A 20317-nucleotide genomic window follows, 5' to 3' on the forward strand; every position below is an offset into this window, starting at 1 on the left:
TTAATTTTCTTTTAAAAAAGTGAACCGTCCCATAATCAGGACGGCACAGTTAATACCTGTATGTTAGCCTATGATGTAATTCGGGTATAATTGTATGTCCCATCAATAAATTATAGGGAATTTTGTCTATCGTGTGATTTTAGCCTGCGTTTCATAAGAACACGCGGTTCAGCGTAAAGCCCTCTACTCATCAATTCCAGCTCATGAATAGAAATATTTTCTTTGATTACGGTGAAATGGTACATGATTTCATGCACAACATTGGCTTGAAGCGTCTTTAGTATTTCTAGTTCTTCTGTTTCATAAAGAGGATCTTCATAAGGGTATTGATAGAAAAGCTCCATCCGCAGCAATCGATAATCGAACGGCGGCACCGGGATGGGATAGTCAGGAATCGATGGGCATACTGGACCGGACGGGGGCTGGAAAAAGGATCCTGTGAAATACCTCGGAGTATATTCATCAAACTTCTGCTTAAAGGAAGGATTGGACATATGAACAAAACTGTGGGCATACGGGGCCAGTATACAAACAATGGCTTTGTGGGTGCTAATTCTGTGAATTTCCGACATAACCGCGGATAAATCGTCGATATAAGGTAATACACGACTAGCCATTACAAACTCGGCGGTATTGTCCGGCAAAGGGATGCCTTGGCTAATGTCACAGACAATATCTACGTTGGGACCCGCGATGCGATCGATCCCGAGATAACCTGCTTCTTTACTGGATCCGCAGCCGATATCGATTCTCAAGGGGACCACTCCTTAGGGATAAATCAGGCTCAACACTATTGTATTAATCTCGCTTAAGCCTGCATCCGGCGGATGCCTATTAAAGATTGGAAGTTACTAAAAATAACGTATTATGAAACCTTAGCAGAGTTGATACGTTTATAGGAGTAGGCTTATAGAAAATGACTTTGCAAACAACCGCTAAACATAGAGGAGGCAGTCAACATGAAAAAACAACGTTCCTTACCCGCTATAGCTGCAATCGCAGCATTAACGCTAGCCCTAACCGCTTGCGGTGCTACTAATAATTCAGCACAGCCATCTGCAGAACCAAGTGCAACAGCTTCTCCAGTGCCAACAGAGGAGACCACAAGCACACCCGTACCTACAGAAGGTACAAGTACCACTGCACCAACAGAGAATCCAAGTACTCCCGCACCCAAACCTACTGCAAATCCAGAAGCTAAAATTCTTAAAGGAACAGGCGTTTACGTCGGCCAAATAGATAGTCATTCTGTTGAGATTGAGACCAAAGAAGGTCCTACGGCTTTTGAGATCACAGCAGGTATGGAGAGCGTTATTGAGAAGTTAAATACGGATGATCCTGTAGCTTTTGAATATGTTGAAAAAGCAGTGGAAGGCGATGCTACAGTTAAACAGCGTGTACTTTCGAAGCTGTCTCTTGCAAAATAAAGAAACGCTATCATTTATGAATAACAAAAGGGCTGCTCCTGATTGATTTCAGGAACAGCCCTTTTGTCTTGGAATTAGAAGTGAACGTTATAGCGTCCCGGCATTGACTAAGAAAATAGTAATAAGCAGCATAAAGAGTAGGATAATCACACCGTTGATGATAGTGCCTATAACGCCGAAAACCTTACGTCTCTTCCGGATGGAAAGCCCAATAATGCCGATGACAACACCAATTACATTAAGAGCTGAAAGAATAATAACAGTCATTCCAAGAAGCATGATGGACTGCGATGATTCGGCTAATAGATTCGAGTTCTCGTTAACCATGGAAGAAGCCTTCATAATAATGAAAACGAAGAGAGCTGCATAACCCATTATGGTCACGAGGCTGATGATGAAAGAAGCAATACCAGGTCCAGAGTGTTGCAGGTCATGATCTACTTTCTGGTACGAATACGACGAACCAGCACTTGGCTGACTCAGATCAGGTTGGGTATTTCCTACCTCTGCTGTAGGCGCGTCAGATTTTGAGAGAGAATTAAGGTCCATAGGTTGCACTCCTTGAGAGATAAGAATGAAATGTTGTTAATATCCACTTTTTCATATTGATGCTAAAAAAGCAACCCCTGATTGTGGCTAATTCGTAAATGGCTGCTGGAAAAAGCAATCGGTAATCGTTTATGATAGAAGAAGTCTAATATTAAGGAGTTGTAATCGCATGCAACGGAAACTTATGGCCTGGGGGGCTGTGCTAGCAATGCTGGCAGTAGGAGTAGGCGCTTTTGGCGCTCATTTATTAAAACCTGTTATTAGCGAAGAATATATGAAGGTATATGAGACGGGTGTACAGTATCATTTGGTACATGCGCTGGGTGTAATTCTGATAGCACTGGCTGTAGGTCAATGGGGAGAAAGTACCCGGTTACGCTGGGCAGGAAGGCTATTAATAGCAGGGACGATTTTGTTCTCTGGTAGCTTATATGTACTGAGCATTTCCGGGATTAAGGTGCTTGGAGCGATAACACCTATTGGTGGTGTATGCTTCATAGCAGGCTGGTTATGTCTGGCTGTGGAAGCATTCTCACGCAGCAAAGAGGCATCCTAAGCGATCAAGTTACAGAAGTTGATAAATAAGCATCCGTTCCATAAAGGGGCGGATGCTTATTTATCTGTAACGTATACGTTTACAGAAATTCGTCGATTTCATTTAAATTAAAGCTGTATACCTGTTTCTCATCCACGTGATAGACACTAATAGAGTTGGCTGCTTCATCAAAATTTAAAATACGACAGGGCATGGACACTTGTTTTCCGTACCGATTCGCTCGTAAACGTACTAATTGGTTGTTCTGAATATACTGTCGAATTTTCCCGTATGCATCAGCTGGCGTCTCAATAGCTGACTGTTGTGCAGGCAATATTTCCTGTTTATCAATCGGTTTATCGAGCTGCTTTTTAGTGGTCTTTGGTGGCAGCTTAAATGAAGTTGGAGGAGCAGAGCTTTGATTCAAGGCTAGTTTGGCAGAACGAAGCAAGCTGTCAATGGTTCTCCCCAATTCAAGACCGGAGTTAATGTTGAAATCTGTGATTTTGTCATTATTGTTCAACATTTCAAGCAGATATTGCAATGCAAGCGGGTTGGTACGGGCATTAATCAGGATGTCGACATTAAATAAATAGTTGCCGTCTGTGTGTTGTAGTTTCTCGTCCATAGATCCCCCAGCTTTTCGTTTGAACATTTCTTTACAATTATAAGAATGTAAATAAACTATAACATTAAACAAGCAATAATCATATACCTGACACTAGAGAAAATGGGACCAAGGTACTGTGTTTTTTACGAAAAGCCTAGGACTACCAACTGCACATCAGCAGGGGGTGAAGCATACATATACATCGTGGTTGGTGAATAAAGGAGGTGCTGCTATTGGTTACTATGGAGCCCATTACCGTAGGTGAACATACGCTGATCGGGGTAGAAGTTAAGCTTCCGAAAACAACGCTGCTCTCAATCAGCACAAGCCGAGGTTATATTATGTGTGGTGCGCTGGATGTTGGTTTGCTCAATGAGAAGCTCAGTGATCGGCATATTATCGCAGCCCGGGCGGTTGGTGTACGTACGCTGTCACAGCTGTTAGCTGCCCCATTGGAGTCTGTAACCATAGAAGCGGAGCGTCTAGGTATCGTACCCGGCATGACGGGGGCGGATGCATTACTTCTTATGGTCTGACTGAACAATCTTACAAAATCCAAAACACAAGAGGCCAATGGCCTCTTGTGTTTTTTTGCAAGAATCAGTAATTGAACATAATAGAGAGCATCTTTAGTTTAAATAATTTAAACAGAGATTTTATGGAAGGCTTCTCCTTGTTTCGTCTTACATGCTAAGGGGTAAATTAAGAATAGACAAGTTGCTGCCGGATGAAGGATTAAGTAGCCCGGTAAATATAAAGGATAAGGATGGGATCATCTCATGGCTAAAGCATCTAATAAAGTAAATACAACTTCACTGGAACAAATTTTGAATCGTCAGGTTGCTAACTTGAACGTATTGTACGTTAAAATCCATAATTTTCATTGGTACGTAAAAGGAGAACAATTTTTCTCTCTTCACGTGAAATTTGAGGATCTATATAATGAAGTGACGCTGCAAATGGATGAAGTTGCAGAGCGTCTGCTAAGCATCAAAGGAAGTCCCGCTGCAACGATGAAAGAATATCTGGAATTGGCAACGATTCAAGAAGCTACTGGTAAAGAGGATACACGTGGTATGGTCCAGTCTCTGATTGAAGACTTCGCTACTATTTCTGAAGAGTTGACAGAAGGCATTGAGCTTGCTGAGGAAATTAAGGACCAGCCTACCTCTGACATGTTTATTAAAATTCGTGGTGATCTTGAGAAACATCAATGGATGCTGCGTTCCTACCTTAGCTAAACGATAAAGTATATGAAATAAGGCTTCCTGCGGGAGGTCTTATTTTTTGCGTTAGGTGGTTACGGAAAATAGCGAAACATGCGGTGCATTAAAAGGATAAATAAAAAGAGATATTTGTAAAAAGACAGGGTTTGTTATAAAATTGTTGAGAATCATTGATAATCATTGTGATTCAATTTATAATAATTATAATGTGATATAAAATCTAATTGTGCTGGGAATCAGGATCATCCTGTTTCAATACAACTTTTGATTTCGCAAATCGATCAATGGAGGGAATAATATTATGGCAGCAGATTTTGTCATTGAGGGACTTAAAGCGACGATTGAGGGAAAAGAGATTTTGAAGGGGATTAACCTTCAAATGAAAGGTGGCGAAATTCACGCCATCATGGGACCAAACGGTACAGGTAAAAGTACCTTGGCGTCAGCTCTTATGGGTCACCCTAAATATGAAGTAACTGAAGGAACAGCAACACTTGAAGGTGAAGATCTTCTGGAGATGGCGGTTGATGAACGCGCACGTGCAGGTCTTTTCCTTGCTATGCAGTACCCAAGTGAAATTTCCGGAGTAACAAACTCCGATTTCTTGCGCTCTGCCATTAATGCCCGTCGTGAAGAGGGAAGCGAAATTTCTTTGATTCGGTTTATCCGTCTTATGGAAGCGAAGATGAAAGAACTGGACATGAATCCTGAGTTCCTACACCGTTACCTGAACGAAGGCTTCTCCGGTGGTGAGAAGAAACGTAACGAAATTCTACAAATGATGATGCTAGATCCAAAAATCGTGATTCTTGACGAAATTGACTCTGGTCTTGATATTGATGCTTTGAAAATTGTTGCCGAAGGCGTAAACTCCATGCGGAGTGAAGATCGCGGTTTCCTGGTTATTACCCACTATCAACGTCTCTTGAACTACATCAAGCCTGATTTTGTACATGTTATGATGCAGGGCAGAATTGTAAAATCCGGTGGTCCTGAGCTTGCACAACGTCTGGAAGCAGAAGGCTACGAATGGATTAAAGAAGAACTTGGAATTGAAGACGAAACAGTAGGGCAAGACGCGTAAGAAACGCCAGGAAGGAGGAGAACACTTATGACGACACAGACCATTCTTCCGGTGGATGCCGAGCGCTTGAGCGAATTATCGCATAGTAGCGGCGAACCGGGTTGGCTGAAAGAAAGCCGCTTGAAAGCACTTGAACTGGCAGCTACTCTGACACTGCCTAAATTAGAGAAGACACGGATTGATCGTTGGAATGTGAATAATTATGGTAGCTACAAAGCAAGCGAAACCATTGCTTCACTGAAGGATGCACCTGCTTCCATTTCCTCCTTGATCAAGGATCAGGAAGAAGGCAGTCTGATTATTCAACGTAACTCTGGTGCAGTATATACACGACTAGCTCCTGAACTTGCAGCACAAGGTGTTATTTTTTCCGATCTGCAAACGGCTGTTAAAGAGCACGGAGATTTGGTACAACGTTACCTTCATAAGGCGATTCAGCCTGACGAGCATTCTATCGCTGCGCTTCATGCAGCACTATGGAACGGGGGAGTATTCCTCTATGTTCCTAAGAATGTAGTGGTTGAAACTCCACTTCAGGCGGTGCTGTTAACAGATGATGCGGAAGCTTCATTTGTTCCTCACATTCTGATTGTAGCGGATACTAACAGCTCCCTGACATACGTAGACAACTACGTGTCGGATAAAGAGGAAGCTGGCTTGCACAATGGTGCTGTAGAAGTATTCGTGGGTGCAGGTGCTAAAGTACGTTATGCTACAGTGCATCAGCTGGGCGTGGATACAACAGATGTGACTTACCGCCGCGCTGTTGTTGAGAATGACGGAACGATCGAATGGATTGTTGGAGAGATGAACTATGGTGATACAGCAAGTGATACCAAATCTGTGCTCAAAGGTAATGGCTCTAGCTCGGATGCTAAAGTAATTGCTGTAGGTACGGGATCACAGAAACTGAATTACACTACTCAAGCTCAGCATTTCGGCAAAAATACCCCAAGTGACATGATCACTCGTGCAGTTATGCGTGATAATGCTACTTCGATCATCAACGGAATTACCAAGATCGAGAAAGGTGCTACTAGAGCCGACGGACAGCAAACGGAGAAAGTATTGATGCTGAGTCCAAAAGCCCGTGGTGACGCCAATCCGATCCTGCTGATTGATGAAGATGATGTTACAGCAGGCCATGCCGCTTCCGTAGGACAGGTCAATCACGAGCAAGTCTTTTACCTGATGTCCCGCGGAATTACACGGCATGATGCAGAAACTCTGATCATCTATGGCTTCTTGGCTCCTGTTGTGTCGCAAATTCCACTAGAGGGACTGCGCAATCAGCTCCAATCTCTTGTGGAAAGGAAGTTAGGTCAATGATTAGCAACGCCATCCGGGAGCAATTTCCCATACTGAACCAGAATGTGAACGGCCATCCACTGGTCTATCTTGACAGTGCTGCTACTTCACAGAAGCCTCGTCAAGTGATTGAGGCGGTCAAGTCGTATTATGAGTGGGATAACGCCAACGTACACCGTGGCGTCCATACTCTAGGCAGCCGTGCAACAGATGCCTACGAGGGAGCCCGGGAGAAGCTAGCTAAGTTTATTAACGCCCGCAGCACTAAAGAAATCATCTTTACGCGCGGCACAACCACTGCCCTAAATCTTGTTGCCTCTTCTTACGGGCCATCTGCAGTGGGTGAAGGCGATGAAATTGTCATCACCCTGATGGAGCATCATAGTAATTTGATCCCCTGGCAGCAGCTAGCTAAGAAGACAGGTGCTACTTTAAAATATATACCGTTGCAACCTGACGGAACGATTACGCTTGAAGATGCTGAGAAGACGATTACGGATAAAACCAAGATCGTTGCTATCGCTTATGTGTCTAATGTTATGGGAGTAACTCATCCGATTAAAGAGCTTGCGGCGATTGCTCATCGAAACGGTGCGGTAATTGTCGTAGACGGCGCACAGAGCACACCTCATGTGAAGGTCGATATGCAGGATCTGGATTGTGATTTCTATGCACTTTCCGGACATAAAATGCTAGCACCGACTGGAATTGGGGCTTTGTACGGCAAAAGAGCACTCCTTGAAGCTATGGAACCTATTGAGTTCGGTGGCGAAATGATTGATGATGTAGGTCTCTATGAATCGACATGGAAAGAACTTCCTTGGAAGTTTGAGGGCGGTACGCCGATCATTGCAGGAGCTGTTGGATTAGGTGCAGCCGTAGATTTCTTACAAGAAATCGGCATGGATGAGATTCACAGCCATGAGAAGCAGCTTGCCGCATACGCAGAACAGCGTTTATCTGAAATTGATGGCTTGACCATTTATGGTCCGCGCAATCGTGAAGTTGGCGTTGTGACTTTTAATCTGGGTGACGTTCACCCGCATGATGTCGCTACAGTACTAGATGCGGAGGGAATTGCTATCCGTGCTGGTCATCACTGCTGTCAGCCGCTGATGCGCTGGCTGGAAGCCAGCTCAACAGCACGTGCGAGCTTTTACCTGTATAACACCGAGCAGGATGTAGATCGACTGGTGGACGCTTTAATCAAGACAAAGGAGTACTTCGGCTATGAACTTGGATGACTTGTACAGACGCGTTATTATGGATCATTATAAAAGTCCTAGGAATCGTGGTTCATTTGAAGATGATGCTCTGAAAATTGAACTGAATAACCCAACTTGTGGTGACCGTATTACACTTCAGCTTAAGGTAGAGGATGGAATCGTCAAGGATGCCCGTTATAACGGTGAAGGTTGCTCGATCAGTATGTCATCGGCTTCGATGATGACTGAGGCGATCAAAGGACAAACGGTTGAACGAGCACTCGAACTAGCCGATAACTTCTCCTTACTGATGAAGGGTGAAGACGTGGATTTTGGAGATTATGAAGACATTGAAGCCCTATCGGGTGTGAATAAATTCCCTGCGCGGATCAAATGTGCAACACTGGCTTGGAACGCGCTTCGTAAAGGAATTGACGAAGAAGAGCAACATAAATAACAGTAGAACAAGGAGGCTGACACCATGGCTAAGAAAGCGCCTGATATGGAAGAGTACCAATACGGGTTCCGTGATGAGCATAAGTCGATATTCCAGTCTGGTAAAGGTTTGACGGCCGAAATTGTTAAAGAAATTTCAGCAATCAAAAATGAACCACAGTGGATGCTTGATTTCCGCTTAAAATCCCTTGAACAGTTCCGTAAAATGCCGATGCCTACATGGGGCGGCAATATGGATGATTTAGATTTTGAGGATATTCAATATTATGTAAGACCTTCCGAGAAACAAGGGAAGACTTGGGAAGAAGTTCCTTCCGAAATCAAGGAAACCTTTGATAAGCTGGGTATTCCTGAAGCGGAACAGAAGTTCCTCGCCGGCGTATCGGCACAATATGAATCTGAGGTTGTATACCACAGCATGCAGAAGAGCCTTGAAGATCAAGGGGTTATTTTTACAGATACCGATACTGCACTGCGTGAACATCCAGAACTTCTTAAGAAGTTCTTCGGGACGATCATCCCTCCAACCGATAATAAATTTGCAGCACTTAACAGTGCAGTTTGGTCAGGCGGAAGCTTCATCTACGTTCCTAAAGGTGTGAAATGTGAAGTTCCTTTGCAGGCTTACTTCCGTATTAACTCCGAGAACATGGGACAATTTGAGCGTACCTTGATCCTCGCTGACGAAGATAGCTTCGTGCATTATGTAGAAGGCTGTACAGCGCCAATCTACAGCACGAATTCTCTGCACAGTGCAGTTGTTGAAATCTTGTGTATGAAGAACTCACGCGTTCGTTATACTACGATTCAGAACTGGGCTCCAAACATCTACAACCTCGTTACTAAACGTGCGGTTGCAGAAGAGAATGCAACGATGGAATGGGTCGATGGCAACATCGGTTCCAAGCTGACTATGAAATACCCTGCGGTTGTTCTTAAAGGCCGTGGAGCTAAAGGTTCAGTACTGTCCATCGCGGTAGCGGGTAAAGGCCAGCATCAGGATGCGGGTGCCAAGATGATCCATTTGGCTCCAGACACAACATCCACTATTGTATCGAAATCGATCAGTAAGCACGGCGGTAAAGTAACTTATCGTGGTCTTGCTTCCTTTGGCCGTCAGGCAGAAGGTGCGAAATCGAACATCAAATGTGATACGCTCATTTTGGATAACGAATCCACTTCGGATACGATTCCTTACAATGAAATCATGAACGATAACATCGTGCTTGAGCACGAAGCAACGGTATCCAAAGTTTCTGAGGAGCAGCTGTTCTATCTAATGAGCCGCGGCCTAACAGAAGCTGAGGCAACTCAAATGATCGTTATGGGCTTCATCGAACCGTTCACCAAAGAACTGCCGATGGAATATGCGGTCGAAATGAACCGTTTGATAAAATTCGAAATGGAAGGAAGTATCGGTTAACCTTGATCTTCAAGGTTCCGGCTTCATTCTAATAAGTAATACAAAATACGTATTCGCAGTGATCTTGATGCTTTTATGCTCAAGTCACTCGAATACGTATTTTTTATTGGAAATTGAGATGGGGTTTTCATTCTAGAGGGTTAAATCCAAATTTTATGCAAAAAAGCTTGATAAAAGTTTATTTTGGAGGGGGCGATCAGATCAAGGATCATGATGTTTCTTAATTCAACAGCATTAAGGAGGAAACTCGAGTATTTTAAGACAATGATGGTCGTTTATCACCTATATATGGGTCTTTTTTCCGAAATAACAGGATAAACGCTCAATTCTACCCTTTGCCGCTTTAAATTAGGGATGATACACTGCTTAAAGTCACTAAAATTGAAAGCGCTAAAAAATAGCTTTATTTTGTAAAGCTAAGTCTATGCTTACGAAGCAGCTTTACTTCGTAAAGCTTTAAGGAGGAGAGATATGGATGTTCTCAGGCAACTGCGAGGCTATTACCGAGAGAAGCTACATTATTTGATTCTTTCGATTGTATGCTTGGCCGCCGCAACTGCAGTGGGGCTAATTACCCCCAATTTGTTAAGGAAGCTGATCGATGAAGTAATTGTTCCACTCAAGTTTAAAGAGGTGCCCGTGTTGGCTCTCAGTGTGTTAGCTGTAGTTATCGTAAAAGCATGCCTGCAATTTGCACATGGTTTTTTTGGAGGGCGGTTAGGTAATTTTCTAGCATATCGGCTACGTAACGCTTGTTATGAGAAATTACAATTTCTATCTTTCCGTTATTATGATACCGCGAAAACAGGAGATCTGATGTCCCGGCTGACCGGGGATTTGGAAGCGATTCGGAACTTTATCGGTTTTGGTTTTGCTCAGTTGCTAAATGTGTTTTTTATGGTGCTCTTTGGTTCTATCATGATGTTCACCATTAATTGGCAGCTAACCTTGGTTACTTTGATTACTATGCCATTTCTGGCAGCAGTAGCTTTAAGATTTGAGTCCAAGATTCATCCGGCCTTTCAAGAGATGCGTCTTGCGCTAAGTTCTCTGACAACGGCTGTACAGGAGAATATCACCGGTGTGCGAACTGTCAAATCGTTTGCTAGAGAGGCTCACGAAGTTGAAAAGTTCTCACACCGTAATGAACGTTATAAGAATAATCAGATTTTTGCCGCTGAGCTCTGGAGTAAGTTTTTTCCGGTCATGGAGCTTTTAGCATCGGTCAGTATAGCTATCCTGTTAGGCGTAGGTGGTACACTCGTCATTAACGGGAAAATGTCACTAGGTGAATTGGTTGCCTTCTTCAGTTTGATTTGGTACATCATTGGACCGGTATGGGGTCTAGGCTTTCATATTAATAACTATACACAGTCCAAAGCTTCGGGAGAACGTGTACTTGAAGTACTTAATCAAAAAATTGATGTTAAGGATAAAGAGGATGCCCGTGAACTGGTGCCTTCCGAGGTTAAGGGGGATGTTGCCTTTAATCATGTCACCTTTGCGTACGGGAACAAAATGCCTGCTGTTACTGACATCCATTTTGAAGCTAAATCAGGTGAAATTATCGGATTTCTTGGAGGCACAGGTTCAGGTAAATCCACTATTACTCAACTGATGATGCGTGCTTATGATGTCAATGAAGGGAGTATTACGCTGGATGGCATTGATATTAGAGAATACAGTGTGCGCAGCCTGCGGTCACAGATTGCTACCGTATTCCAGGAAACATTCCTGTTCTCTTCATCCATCCGCAACAATATTTCATATGGCTTGAAAAATGTAAGCATGGAGGAGATTATCCGTGCTGCACAGCTGGCAAAGGCGCATGATTTCATTATGGAGATGGCAGACGGATATGACACTGTAGTGGGTGAACGCGGGATGGGTCTCTCTGGCGGACAAAAGCAGCGGATTGCGATCGCAAGAGCCCTGCTTAAGAATCCGCGTATCCTCATCCTCGACGATGCGACCAGCGCTGTGGATATGGAAACGGAACATGAGATTCAAGCGGGCTTCCAGGAGGTCATGAATGGGCGTACAACACTTATAATTGCCCATCGTATATCCTCCTTGCGACATGCGGATCAGATCATTGTCATGAACGAAGGTCATGTTCAGCAGCGTGGTACTCATCAGGAGCTAATTGAAGTTCCGGGTCCATACCAAGATGTATACCGGATACAATATGCTGACTATCTGGCCAGAGCTACCGGAAGAGGGGAGGAGTGAGGCATATGAAACTTGAAGCCAAACAGAACACCGCTTCGGGAGCAAAGCGTAAAGCAGCCGAGCAGAAGACACTTGATGAACGTTTCGTGTACAAAGATGATGATGTGATCGACAAAGCGTTTGACTGGAAGCAGTTCACCAGATTATTCAGCTATATGAAGCCTTACGCCAAACAGATGCTTCCACTGGTTTCTATCATGATGATTCTGGGAACCATTACGAAGCTGACCGTTCCTTTCTTGACAAGTTTAGCTATCGACCGTGCTATAGCGCCTAAGGTTGGGAATCCAAGCTTAACACTTCTTTATTCGCTTACGGCAGGTGTCATTGTCTTATATCTCATTCAATGGATTGCAGGTGTGTACCGGATTAAGTACACGAACATCATTGGACAAAGAGTCATTTATGACTTGCGTTCTGACTTGTTCAAGCATATTCAGAAGCTCTCTTTTAACTTCTTCGATAAACGCCCAGCAGGTTCGGTATTAGTACGTGTGACGAATGATATCAACTCACTGCAGGATTTGTTCACGAACGGGGTAGTCAATCTGATGATTGACTGTGTACAGCTTTTAGGGATTACCATTATTTTGTTATTGATCAACTGGAAACTTGGTCTTGCAGTAATGGTTACGGTTCCGATCATGTTCTTTATTTCTACTAAGCTGCGTCAGAAGATTCGGATCGCTTGGCAGGATGTGCGGATGAAGAACTCTAGAATTAATTCTCACTTGAACGAATCGATTCAGGGGATCAGAGTCACACAGGCCTATACACAAGAACGTGAAAACATGAATTATTTCGATTTTATGAATACAGATAGTAAAAAGTCCTGGAATAAAGCATCTGCGATGAACCAAGCTTTCGGGCCGATGATCGAGATCACTGGTGGTTTTGGAACGATGATCCTCTTTTGGCTAGGGGCGTATCTCATCCAATCTGGCGAGCTTACTGTCGGTTTGCTGGTAGCGTTTAGTTCTTATGTCAGCAACTTCTGGGACCCGATCAACCGTCTGGGGCAGATGTATAACCAGCTGCTGGTAGCGATGGCCTCCTCAGAACGGATCTTTGAATATTTGGATGAGCAGCCTTCGGTTCAAGATAATCCAGGGGCTAAACCACTAGGAACGATTCGTGGAGATATTAACTTTAATAAGGTTGTTTTTGAATATGAAAAAGGTCGGGCGGCTTTAAAGGGCATCGATCTGGATGTAAAAGCTGGGCAATCGATCGCGCTGGTGGGTCATACTGGCTCGGGGAAAAGTACGATTATTAACCTGATTGGCCGGTTCTATGATATTAAGAGCGGAAGAATTACGATTGACGGTGAAGATATCCGTGAAGTTACTCTAGATAGTCTGAGAAGGCAGATCGGAATCGTGCTGCAGGACACCTTCATTTTCTCAGGAACGATTCGCGATAATATCCGATTTGGTCGACTGGATGCTACCGATGAAGAAGTGGAAAATGCCGCGAAAGCAGTAGATGCCCATGACTTTATTATTAAGCTTCCTGGAGGGTATGAGACAGAGGTAGAAGAGCGTGGTAGTGCCTTGTCCATGGGACAGCGTCAGCTGCTCTCCTTTGCCCGTGCACTATTGGCGAATCCACGGATTTTGATCCTTGATGAAGCTACGGCAAGTATTGATACAGAGACGGAGCTGAAGATTCAAGAGGCACTCAAAATCTTACTTCAGGGCAGGACCTCCTTTATCGTCGCTCATAGACTATCTACCATTCGCCATGCGGATAAAATAGTCGTTCTGGATCATGGTGAGATTAAAGAAGAAGGAACCCACCGAGAACTGACATCACGTGATGGTGTGTATAACGGATTAATAGAAGCGCAGTTCCGCTTTCTATAGCAAAGAACAACAGCCCATTCCCCTTGCGAAAGCAAATGAGGAGTGGGCTGTTTTATATCGTACGTCCAATTATTTCGGGCGTTTAGGTAATCTACCCGTTATACGTAGCTCAAACATTTGGGCACAAATATCCTGATGCCACTGTGTATCCGTTGTTTGTTCCGCTAACAGTATTTCATTCTGTAGTCGTGCCATCTCCCAACAGTAAGTGGCATTCACCTGTAGGCATTGCTGTTGTTCCGTTTCTTCGGAGGCTGTAAGCTGGCGTAGACGACTTAGAGTGAACAGCTCGGCAAGACGTTCATGGACTGGAAGCATACTTTTTACCTCCTAGAAATATTTAAACCACATATTAGTCTCGCCAAGAGGTTTGTATTTCAATCATCTATTGCAGTATTTACAATAGAAAGCTCCTTATCCACTCATAAAATAGCATCTACTGCACTTTGTGCAACAGTATTAGGAAAATGTGCTTATAAAAGACGTTTTCTTTATTTTTGATTGCACAAAATACAACAGAACTACAATCCAGCTCTACGTACATAAATTCTGTTGTGAAAAATACAACAGAAAAAATCCCCCGAAAGAAAACGGGGGATCATGGATTTCGAAAGATAGCTTTGAGGCCCCGATCTTTGCGCCAGCAAAGCAGGAGCCTCAAGGTGAGGTTACACAAGGCGTTCCTTCTATCCACCATCGCCACAAGTATACATCAAACTTCCGGGTGTCCAGATGGCGGAGCCCTTGGGGCCCTCCCTTGGAAGGGAGGGTTTGGGAGGGATCGAAATGCCTTAGTCCATGTAAATTTCTACAATGGCAACGTTCCGTTCGCGGGAAAGGTCCACGAACATTCCGTCAACCTTTACCAGTGGTCGGAAAATATCGACCAGATTGTTCATAATAATTACGCCAATATCACCTGTGTTCAGCAACACACGCTTGCCGATGAAGTTGGGCATTAAATGCTGGATAAAGGCTTGAACGGTTTTAGCGTTCAGTTTACCGAAACTTAGATTGTTTATTTCACGCAGGACGGAAATAAGCTCTTGCTTCGACTGATAGACTCGTTTAGAAGTCATCGCACTATAAATGTCAGCTACAGCTGCAATTTGTGCATAAGGATGAATATCAGATTTGGTTAGACCGCTCGGATAGCCAGAGCCGTCCTCACGCTCATGATGTTGGAGCGCAGCCAAAGCTGTGTAAGAATCGTCCATGGAATTACGTATAATTTCGTAGCCGTACTTAGTATGTAGTTTGATTTCCTCGAACTCATCTGGCGTTAGCTTCCCTGGTTTATTCAAGAGGGAGGGTGAAATTCGGCATTTTCCAATATCAATCAAATAGCCTGCACGACCAATTTCATAGCATTCTTGTTTGGAATAACCAAGCCATATCGCAATATAATAAGAGAGCATGCCTACCTGAAGGGAGTGATTATAGGTATAGTTATCTTCCCGATCTAGCAAAAGCAGGAGGGACACTACATCTTTATGCTTGTCCAAAGTTTGAAGCGAAGGCTGAAGAATGTCGTTTACCACGGATTGGTTGAAGCTTCCTTTTAATAACGCTTCCATATAAAGAGACTCGAAGCCGTCAATCATGGTATCAAAACTAGTGGTCACCGTCTGAATAATTGAAGGTCTGCTGAGGGGTGATACCTCTTCTTCTAACGTCTCGATATCAACATAATCAACTCCAAGCTGCATCAGCTTGGCGATATCATTTATTTGGAGCAGTGATCCTTTTGGTAGTACATGTAAACCCCTAGAACTATATGCGTCCGCGTTAAGGTGATTACCAGGTTTTAGATCCGAGACGTGTACTCTCAATGCCTATGCCACCTTTTATCCGATTTTATCCAGAATATCAACAAAGTTCAGATTTTTCAATCAAAAAGGAGAAAAGATTATTTGTGGATTGTATCGCTAGCTTTTTGATCAGAGTTCACCCAATGTTGGCCCGATTCATTAATGTCTTTTTTCCAAACGGGAACCGTCTGTTTCAATCGTTCAATGGCAAAGCGACTGGCTTCGTAGCAGGTATCGCGATGGGGTGTGGAGACGGCAATGATAACACTTGCTTCCTTTAAACCTACAAGCCCAATGCGGTGAGATATGGCGCAGTTTGCGTTCCAGCGGTTCTTCACTTCTTTACCAATCTCCTCTAGTTTACTTAAGGCCATAGGAATATAGGCATCATAATGAAGTGCGGTTGTACGTTGTTCTCCGGTCATTTCACGTGTAGTGCCGATAAATAATAAGGATGCTCCGTGATTGACGTCAAGAACGGCATCTAGAAGCTTCTCTGCATTTAAAGGCTGGTCCGTTATGCTATAGAGACCATCAGTAGTAGTTTCATATATAGTGCCATTCTCTCCCCCGGAAACTGGAGGAATAAGTGCGACTTCGGAAGACGCTGTGATGATAGAATCATCAGGAGCATATTCCCGGTCAATGGCAATTAAAGAAGCCCCAATTTGGGATGCTGCATTCGGATAAGAGGCAGATAAAAGCTCCTTCAGCTTGCCAGCTGTTAAGGGAATCTCAGTCGCTTGGAAGGACAGAGAAGAAGAGCCGATTGTCTCAGCCAGACCCGCGAATAGTCGGATAGTAATATGCATTTTTATTCTCCTCTGATGTATGATCTGATGTCTTCAATATACCATAATGTGTCTGAAAATGTTATGCTAGGCTCTATAAGATCACGCACCGACTGCTTCATTAAAGAGCAGCTCAAGGGTAGGAGGAATGTTGCTTATGGGGCATGTGCCACAAAGACTGACCATACTTCATACCAATGATATACATAGCCATTTTGAAATGGTAAGTCCGGTGGCAGCGGAAATCGCCGCACAAAGGGCTGCAGCGGGAGAAGAGCCTGTACTGCTGCTGGATATTGGTGATCATATGGATCGTGCAGCTGTTGAGACAGAAGGCACAATGGGTCAGGCTAACATCGACGTATTAAACTTAACAGGATATGATGCTGTAACCATTGGCAATAATGAGGGGCTCACTTTCTCTCAGGAGATGTTGTCATCTATTTTTTCCGGGTTACAGTGTCCGGTAGTATGCTGTAATTTTGTAGAGTCTTCGACAGGAGAGCCACCAAGCTGGATGAAGCGTCATGCGGTCTTGGAGAAGGATGGAATTAGAATTGGAGTGACCGGAGCAACAGCGGCATTTACTTCGTTCTATTCCCTTTTGGGCTGGGATGCTTTAGATCCTGAGACAGCACTCCGGGAACAATGCCTACTTTTAGCGCCACAGGTGGATATTTTAATCGTTCTATCTCATCTCGGACTTCCTACGGATAAAATTCTGGCAGAACGGTTAGAGGGCGTACATGCCATTCTTGGTGGACATACGCATCATCTGTTAGAAGAGCCTATTATGATTAATGGTACTGCCGTATGTGGTGCTGGGAAATTCGGTCGGTATCTCGGGCGTCTACAATTTGAGCGACTAGATCCTCAGTCTGATTTCAGCTTAGTGACGGGTGGATGTATTCCTATTGACCCCCTTCTAAAGGAGGAGGTTATAGGTCCTGCAGTCGCTATTCATTTGAAGCATGGCCAAGAATCTCTTCAGACGATCGCTGCGATTACTGACCGTGAGCTTCCTTTGAACTTACGGGGAGAGTCCCCCTTTGGCAATCTTTTGGCACAAGCAGTACGTAGATTTACAGGAACTAGTATGTCATTAGTTAACACGGGTCAGCTGCTAGGACCATTGCCCGAAGGCGAGGTTACGACAGGGATGCTGCACGCACTTTGTCCTTCTCCCATCAATACTTGCATCATTAAGCTGAAGGGTATAGATATTCGCACAGCTTTGGAACAGAGCCTTACAGAGGAGTTTTATAGTAAGGTCATTTACGGGTACGGTTTCCGTGGGAATCATCTGGGCAGCTTGGCAGTAGATGGATTAAAAATCTTGTACGACCCACTAATGATACCGTATGATAAGAGTGTTGCAGTTTTTGTCGAAGGAAACCCACTGGAGGATGAAAGAGAGTATAATGTTGGTACGCTGGACATGTTTACTTTCAGGGCCGGCTATGAGACGATCGCGAATGGGAAGGATGCTTTGTTTCTATTGCCACATTTTTTACGCGATCTCTTGCGGATGGAGTTACAGCGTCCAAACAGCCTCGATGAATGCATGCTCACTCGCTGGGAGGCTAAGTCTGAATAAGGCCGACAGCTCATAATCTACACTTATAGACTCCATTTAACAGTGCTAGATTCCCAAAAATAGGAGGACATTATGGACACGATTACAGCTATTATTTTAGCAATTGTCGAAGGGATCACTGAATTTATTCCTGTATCTTCGACCGGACACATGATCTTGACCACGAAGCTATTAGGCTTCGCTGAGCAAGATTCGATTATGAAGACTTATGAAATTGTAATTCAACTAGGGGCGATATTGGCGATTGCACTTGTTTACCGCAAGCGAGTACTCAATTTGCTAGGGATTGGACGTAGTAGTTCAGGTAGAGGAGGCGTTATGCCGGCATCCCGTCTGAACTTAATTCATGTGATTCTCGGGATTGCCCCAGCACTTGCTGTGGCATTTTTTGCCCGCGATTTTATCAAAAGTCTTTTTGGAGCTTCCACTGTACTCTGGGCACTGGTGGCCGGAGGGATTCTAATGATTGTTGCAGAATGGGTGAACAGACGCAAAATACGAATTACTGCTCACGAACTGGATGATTTGTCTTACGGACAGGCGCTCGCGATTGGATTGTATCAGATTATTTCGGTACTTTGGCCGGGCTTCTCCCGTTCCGGGTCTACTATTTCCGGGGGGATGTTAAGTGGGGTCAGCTACAAGGCTTCTGCGGATTTTTCCTTCCTCATAGCCATTCCTATTATGTGTGCGGCTTCCGGGTATGAACTGCTGGATTCGTATAAAAACTTCACAAGTGAGACGATTGGTTATTTTGTAATTGGTTTTTTGATTTCTTTTGTAGTGGCATATTTAGTGGTCATTTTGTTTATGAAATGGATTCAAAAGATTCGATTAACGCATTTCGCGATCTATCGATTTATTCTTGCTGCTGTATTCTGGTTGTTTATTATGCGTTAATGCCCGTTGGCATAGACCTAGACACATCTGATTTTCTTTAAGGTACACCTGTCTGAATTTCCATAGAAACGGTATAGACAAAGCGTGTGACCCAAGGATTTCAATACAGAATAGCATTTTACCGTTAAAGGCAGGAGTGAGTTTAGTGCGTTTAGTATCCGTGAATCAGCTTCAAGCAGGCATGAAATTAGGTAAAAAAATATATAATGATGAAGGTCTAACTCTACTCGCGGACGGGGTGGAGCTTACGGATGCATTGATCAAGCGTCTTGCAAGAATTGATATCGGCTATATCTACATAGAGGATTCTGTCACGGACGATATTGTGATTACTGGTATTCTACAGGATGAGACGCGCAATCAGGCCCTAAAGGTGATTCGTAATCAATTTCAGCAAATGTCTGGGGCTTCAGGAATTACCAAGGGTCTGTATCATCTGGACAAAAAATTTTCTAAGATGATGGATAACATTTTAGACGATATGTCTTTACAAGAAGATCCGATGATCATGCTGATGGATATGCACACTGCTGATAACTATTTATATGTCCATTCCCTGAATGTCTGCTTGTACACTTTAGTGCTTGGTATTGCTCACGGGTATAGTAAGGAGGAACTTCGAGTGATTGGGCTAGGCGCGCTGCTGCATGATATTGGGAAGACACAAATCCCGATAAAAATCGTACAGAAACCCGGCAGGCTCAGTGATGAAGAATTCCGCCACATGCAGGCTCATACCGAGATTGGGTTTCAGATTCTAAAGGAGGAGCCGAATATCCCGCTGCTCGCAGCACATTGTGCCTTGCAGCATCATGAACGCATTGACGGTTCCGGATATCCTCGCGGATTAACAGGACCCCAAATCCATGAATATGCCAAGTGGCTGGGTGTGGCGGACTCCTACGATGCCATGACCTCCAATAGAGTCTACAAAAAGGCTATGCTGCCACATCAAGCCGTTGAGGCCCTCTATGTTGGTTCCGGTACTTTATATGAGCAGAAGCATTTAGAATTGTTTAGAGATCGCGTAGCTATCTATCCGCTGGGGCTTACGGTGAAGCTCAGTACGGGGGAGAGCGGGGTTGTGGTCAAAATAGATCCAAGTACGCCTCACAGACCCACCGTTCGTGTGCTTACGGGTCCTGAAGGAGAGAAAGTCGTACCGTTTGAACGAGATCTTAGTAAAGCCCTCTCCGTTGTTATTATTGACGTCGCAGAACAAGGCGGTTCTCTGGAAACGCCAAATTGATTATTTATAGCAGCGTGGAGAGAAGATTAGGCTTGTCCGAAGATATGTC

The 20317-nt window shown here is 44.0% G+C and carries 20 protein-coding genes; 14 read left to right on the plus strand and 6 right to left on the minus strand.

Going from position 1 to position 20317, the window contains the following annotated elements:
• Positions 1–110 precede the first annotated feature (110 nt).
• Complete coding sequence (locus NST34_RS08535; RefSeq protein WP_341061587.1) at positions 111–755, minus strand: methyltransferase domain-containing protein; 645 nt, start codon at positions 753–755, stop codon at positions 111–113.
• A gap of 204 nt (positions 756–959) precedes the next feature.
• On the opposite strand from NST34_RS08535, the gene NST34_RS08540 reads away from it, so the two are divergent.
• The gene (locus tag NST34_RS08540; protein WP_076284187.1) at positions 960–1427 is read left to right on the plus strand and encodes a hypothetical protein; all 468 of its coding nucleotides are present in this window, start codon (positions 960–962) and stop codon (positions 1425–1427) included.
• An 87-nt stretch (positions 1428–1514) separates the two neighbouring features.
• On the opposite strand, the gene NST34_RS08545 is transcribed toward NST34_RS08540, so the two are convergent.
• Positions 1515–1976: a hypothetical protein gene (locus tag NST34_RS08545; RefSeq protein WP_052404212.1), complete on the minus strand. Its 462-nt coding sequence runs from the start codon at positions 1974–1976 to the stop codon at positions 1515–1517.
• A 169-nt stretch (positions 1977–2145) separates the two neighbouring features.
• Between NST34_RS08545 and NST34_RS08550 the strand changes: the two genes are divergently transcribed.
• Positions 2146–2532 (plus strand): DUF423 domain-containing protein, encoded by a 387-nt coding sequence (locus NST34_RS08550; protein ID WP_076284185.1) that lies wholly within the window; start codon positions 2146–2148, stop codon positions 2530–2532.
• A gap of 79 nt (positions 2533–2611) precedes the next feature.
• Here the strand turns inward: NST34_RS08550 and NST34_RS08555 are convergent, their stop codons facing one another.
• Positions 2612–3139: a hypothetical protein gene (locus NST34_RS08555; RefSeq protein ID WP_076301029.1), complete on the minus strand. Its 528-nt coding sequence runs from the start codon at positions 3137–3139 to the stop codon at positions 2612–2614.
• 215 nt (positions 3140–3354) lie between these two features.
• Between NST34_RS08555 and NST34_RS08560 the strand changes: the two genes are divergently transcribed.
• From NST34_RS08560 to NST34_RS08600, 9 genes are all read left to right on the plus strand, one after another.
• Positions 3355–3657: a YunC family protein gene (locus tag NST34_RS08560; RefSeq protein WP_042186349.1), complete on the plus strand. Its 303-nt coding sequence runs from the start codon at positions 3355–3357 to the stop codon at positions 3655–3657.
• 243 nt (positions 3658–3900) lie between these two features.
• Positions 3901–4362 carry a Dps family protein gene (locus NST34_RS08565; protein WP_042125852.1) on the plus strand — a complete coding sequence of 154 codons (462 nt, stop codon included), beginning with the start codon at positions 3901–3903 and terminating at the stop codon, positions 4360–4362.
• A gap of 286 nt (positions 4363–4648) precedes the next feature.
• Positions 4649–5431, plus strand: coding sequence for a Fe-S cluster assembly ATPase SufC (sufC, locus tag NST34_RS08570; RefSeq protein WP_042186351.1), 783 nt, complete (start codon positions 4649–4651; stop codon positions 5429–5431).
• A gap of 27 nt (positions 5432–5458) precedes the next feature.
• On the plus strand, positions 5459–6760 hold the full coding sequence (sufD, locus tag NST34_RS08575) for a Fe-S cluster assembly protein SufD (protein ID WP_341127562.1): 1302 nt from the start codon (positions 5459–5461) through the stop codon (positions 6758–6760).
• Positions 6757–7983 (plus strand): cysteine desulfurase, encoded by a 1227-nt coding sequence (locus NST34_RS08580; protein WP_076284184.1) that lies wholly within the window; start codon positions 6757–6759, stop codon positions 7981–7983. Before sufD ends, NST34_RS08580 begins: the two co-directional genes overlap by 4 nt.
• A complete protein-coding gene (gene sufU / locus NST34_RS08585; protein ID WP_036684339.1) occupies positions 7970–8401 on the plus strand; it encodes a Fe-S cluster assembly sulfur transfer protein SufU in 432 nt (143 codons plus the stop codon). Before NST34_RS08580 ends, sufU begins: the two co-directional genes overlap by 14 nt.
• A gap of 24 nt (positions 8402–8425) precedes the next feature.
• Positions 8426–9823 carry a Fe-S cluster assembly protein SufB gene (gene sufB / locus NST34_RS08590; RefSeq protein ID WP_042186357.1) on the plus strand — a complete coding sequence of 466 codons (1398 nt, stop codon included), beginning with the start codon at positions 8426–8428 and terminating at the stop codon, positions 9821–9823.
• Between the two features lie 471 nt (positions 9824–10294).
• Positions 10295–12055, plus strand: coding sequence for an ABC transporter ATP-binding protein (locus NST34_RS08595; protein WP_042186359.1), 1761 nt, complete (start codon positions 10295–10297; stop codon positions 12053–12055).
• 5 nt (positions 12056–12060) lie between these two features.
• Complete coding sequence (locus NST34_RS08600; protein WP_341127563.1) at positions 12061–13920, plus strand: ABC transporter ATP-binding protein; 1860 nt, start codon at positions 12061–12063, stop codon at positions 13918–13920.
• 69 nt (positions 13921–13989) lie between these two features.
• Here NST34_RS08600 and NST34_RS08605 read toward each other — a convergent pair whose 3' ends face one another.
• The 3 genes from NST34_RS08605 to NST34_RS08615 form a co-directional block, all read right to left on the minus strand.
• Complete coding sequence (locus NST34_RS08605) at positions 13990–14238, minus strand: DUF7667 family protein (protein WP_042186363.1); 249 nt, start codon at positions 14236–14238, stop codon at positions 13990–13992.
• Between the two features lie 473 nt (positions 14239–14711).
• Positions 14712–15752, minus strand: a complete 1041-nt coding sequence (locus tag NST34_RS08610; protein WP_076284183.1) for an HD-GYP domain-containing protein — start codon at positions 15750–15752, stop codon at positions 14712–14714.
• A 77-nt stretch (positions 15753–15829) separates the two neighbouring features.
• Entirely contained in the window at positions 15830–16543 is a 714-nt protein-coding gene (locus NST34_RS08615; protein ID WP_042186367.1) for a molybdenum cofactor biosynthesis protein, read from the minus strand.
• Between the two features lie 136 nt (positions 16544–16679).
• Between NST34_RS08615 and NST34_RS08620 the strand changes: the two genes are divergently transcribed.
• The 3 genes from NST34_RS08620 to NST34_RS08630 all read left to right on the plus strand — a co-directional run bounded on the left by NST34_RS08620 (position 16680) and on the right by NST34_RS08630 (position 20268).
• On the plus strand, positions 16680–18119 hold the full coding sequence (locus NST34_RS08620; protein WP_339269890.1) for a bifunctional metallophosphatase/5'-nucleotidase: 1440 nt from the start codon (positions 16680–16682) through the stop codon (positions 18117–18119).
• 72 nt (positions 18120–18191) lie between these two features.
• Positions 18192–19019 carry an undecaprenyl-diphosphate phosphatase gene (locus tag NST34_RS08625; RefSeq protein WP_042186371.1) on the plus strand — a complete coding sequence of 276 codons (828 nt, stop codon included), beginning with the start codon at positions 18192–18194 and terminating at the stop codon, positions 19017–19019.
• 145 nt (positions 19020–19164) lie between these two features.
• Entirely contained in the window at positions 19165–20268 is a 1104-nt protein-coding gene (locus NST34_RS08630; RefSeq protein WP_076284180.1) for an HD-GYP domain-containing protein, read from the plus strand.
• The last annotated feature ends 49 nt before the right edge of the window (positions 20269–20317 follow it).

This window comes from Paenibacillus sp. FSL H7-0714 (assembly GCF_038003765.1).
Lineage (GTDB): Bacteria > Bacillota > Bacilli > Paenibacillales > Paenibacillaceae > Paenibacillus_AQ.

Bases quoted from the DNA above. Each gene is read 5' to 3' on its own strand.
- NST34_RS08545 (WP_052404212.1), bottom strand. From the start codon at position 1,976: ATGGACCTTAATTCTCTCTCAAAATCTGACGCGCCTACAGCAGAGGTA.
- NST34_RS08595 (WP_042186359.1), top strand. From the start codon at position 10,295: ATGGATGTTCTCAGGCAACTGCGAGGCTATTACCGAGAGAAGCTACAT.
- NST34_RS08600 (WP_341127563.1), top strand. From the start codon at position 12,061: ATGAAACTTGAAGCCAAACAGAACACCGCTTCGGGAGCAAAGCGTAAA.
- NST34_RS08540 (WP_076284187.1), top strand. From the start codon at position 960: ATGAAAAAACAACGTTCCTTACCCGCTATAGCTGCAATCGCAGCATTA.
- sufU (WP_036684339.1), top strand. From the start codon at position 7,970: ATGAACTTGGATGACTTGTACAGACGCGTTATTATGGATCATTATAAA.
- sufC (WP_042186351.1), top strand. From the start codon at position 4,649: ATGGCAGCAGATTTTGTCATTGAGGGACTTAAAGCGACGATTGAGGGA.
- NST34_RS08555 (WP_076301029.1), bottom strand. From the start codon at position 3,139: ATGGACGAGAAACTACAACACACAGACGGCAACTATTTATTTAATGTC.
- NST34_RS08620 (WP_339269890.1), top strand. From the start codon at position 16,680: ATGGGGCATGTGCCACAAAGACTGACCATACTTCATACCAATGATATA.
- NST34_RS08580 (WP_076284184.1), top strand. From the start codon at position 6,757: ATGATTAGCAACGCCATCCGGGAGCAATTTCCCATACTGAACCAGAAT.
- sufB (WP_042186357.1), top strand. From the start codon at position 8,426: ATGGCTAAGAAAGCGCCTGATATGGAAGAGTACCAATACGGGTTCCGT.
- NST34_RS08605 (WP_042186363.1), bottom strand. From the start codon at position 14,238: ATGCTTCCAGTCCATGAACGTCTTGCCGAGCTGTTCACTCTAAGTCGT.
- sufD (WP_341127562.1), top strand. From the start codon at position 5,459: ATGACGACACAGACCATTCTTCCGGTGGATGCCGAGCGCTTGAGCGAA.
- NST34_RS08615 (WP_042186367.1), bottom strand. From the start codon at position 16,543: ATGCATATTACTATCCGACTATTCGCGGGTCTGGCTGAGACAATCGGC.
- NST34_RS08550 (WP_076284185.1), top strand. From the start codon at position 2,146: ATGCAACGGAAACTTATGGCCTGGGGGGCTGTGCTAGCAATGCTGGCA.
- NST34_RS08565 (WP_042125852.1), top strand. From the start codon at position 3,901: ATGGCTAAAGCATCTAATAAAGTAAATACAACTTCACTGGAACAAATT.
- NST34_RS08625 (WP_042186371.1), top strand. From the start codon at position 18,192: ATGGACACGATTACAGCTATTATTTTAGCAATTGTCGAAGGGATCACT.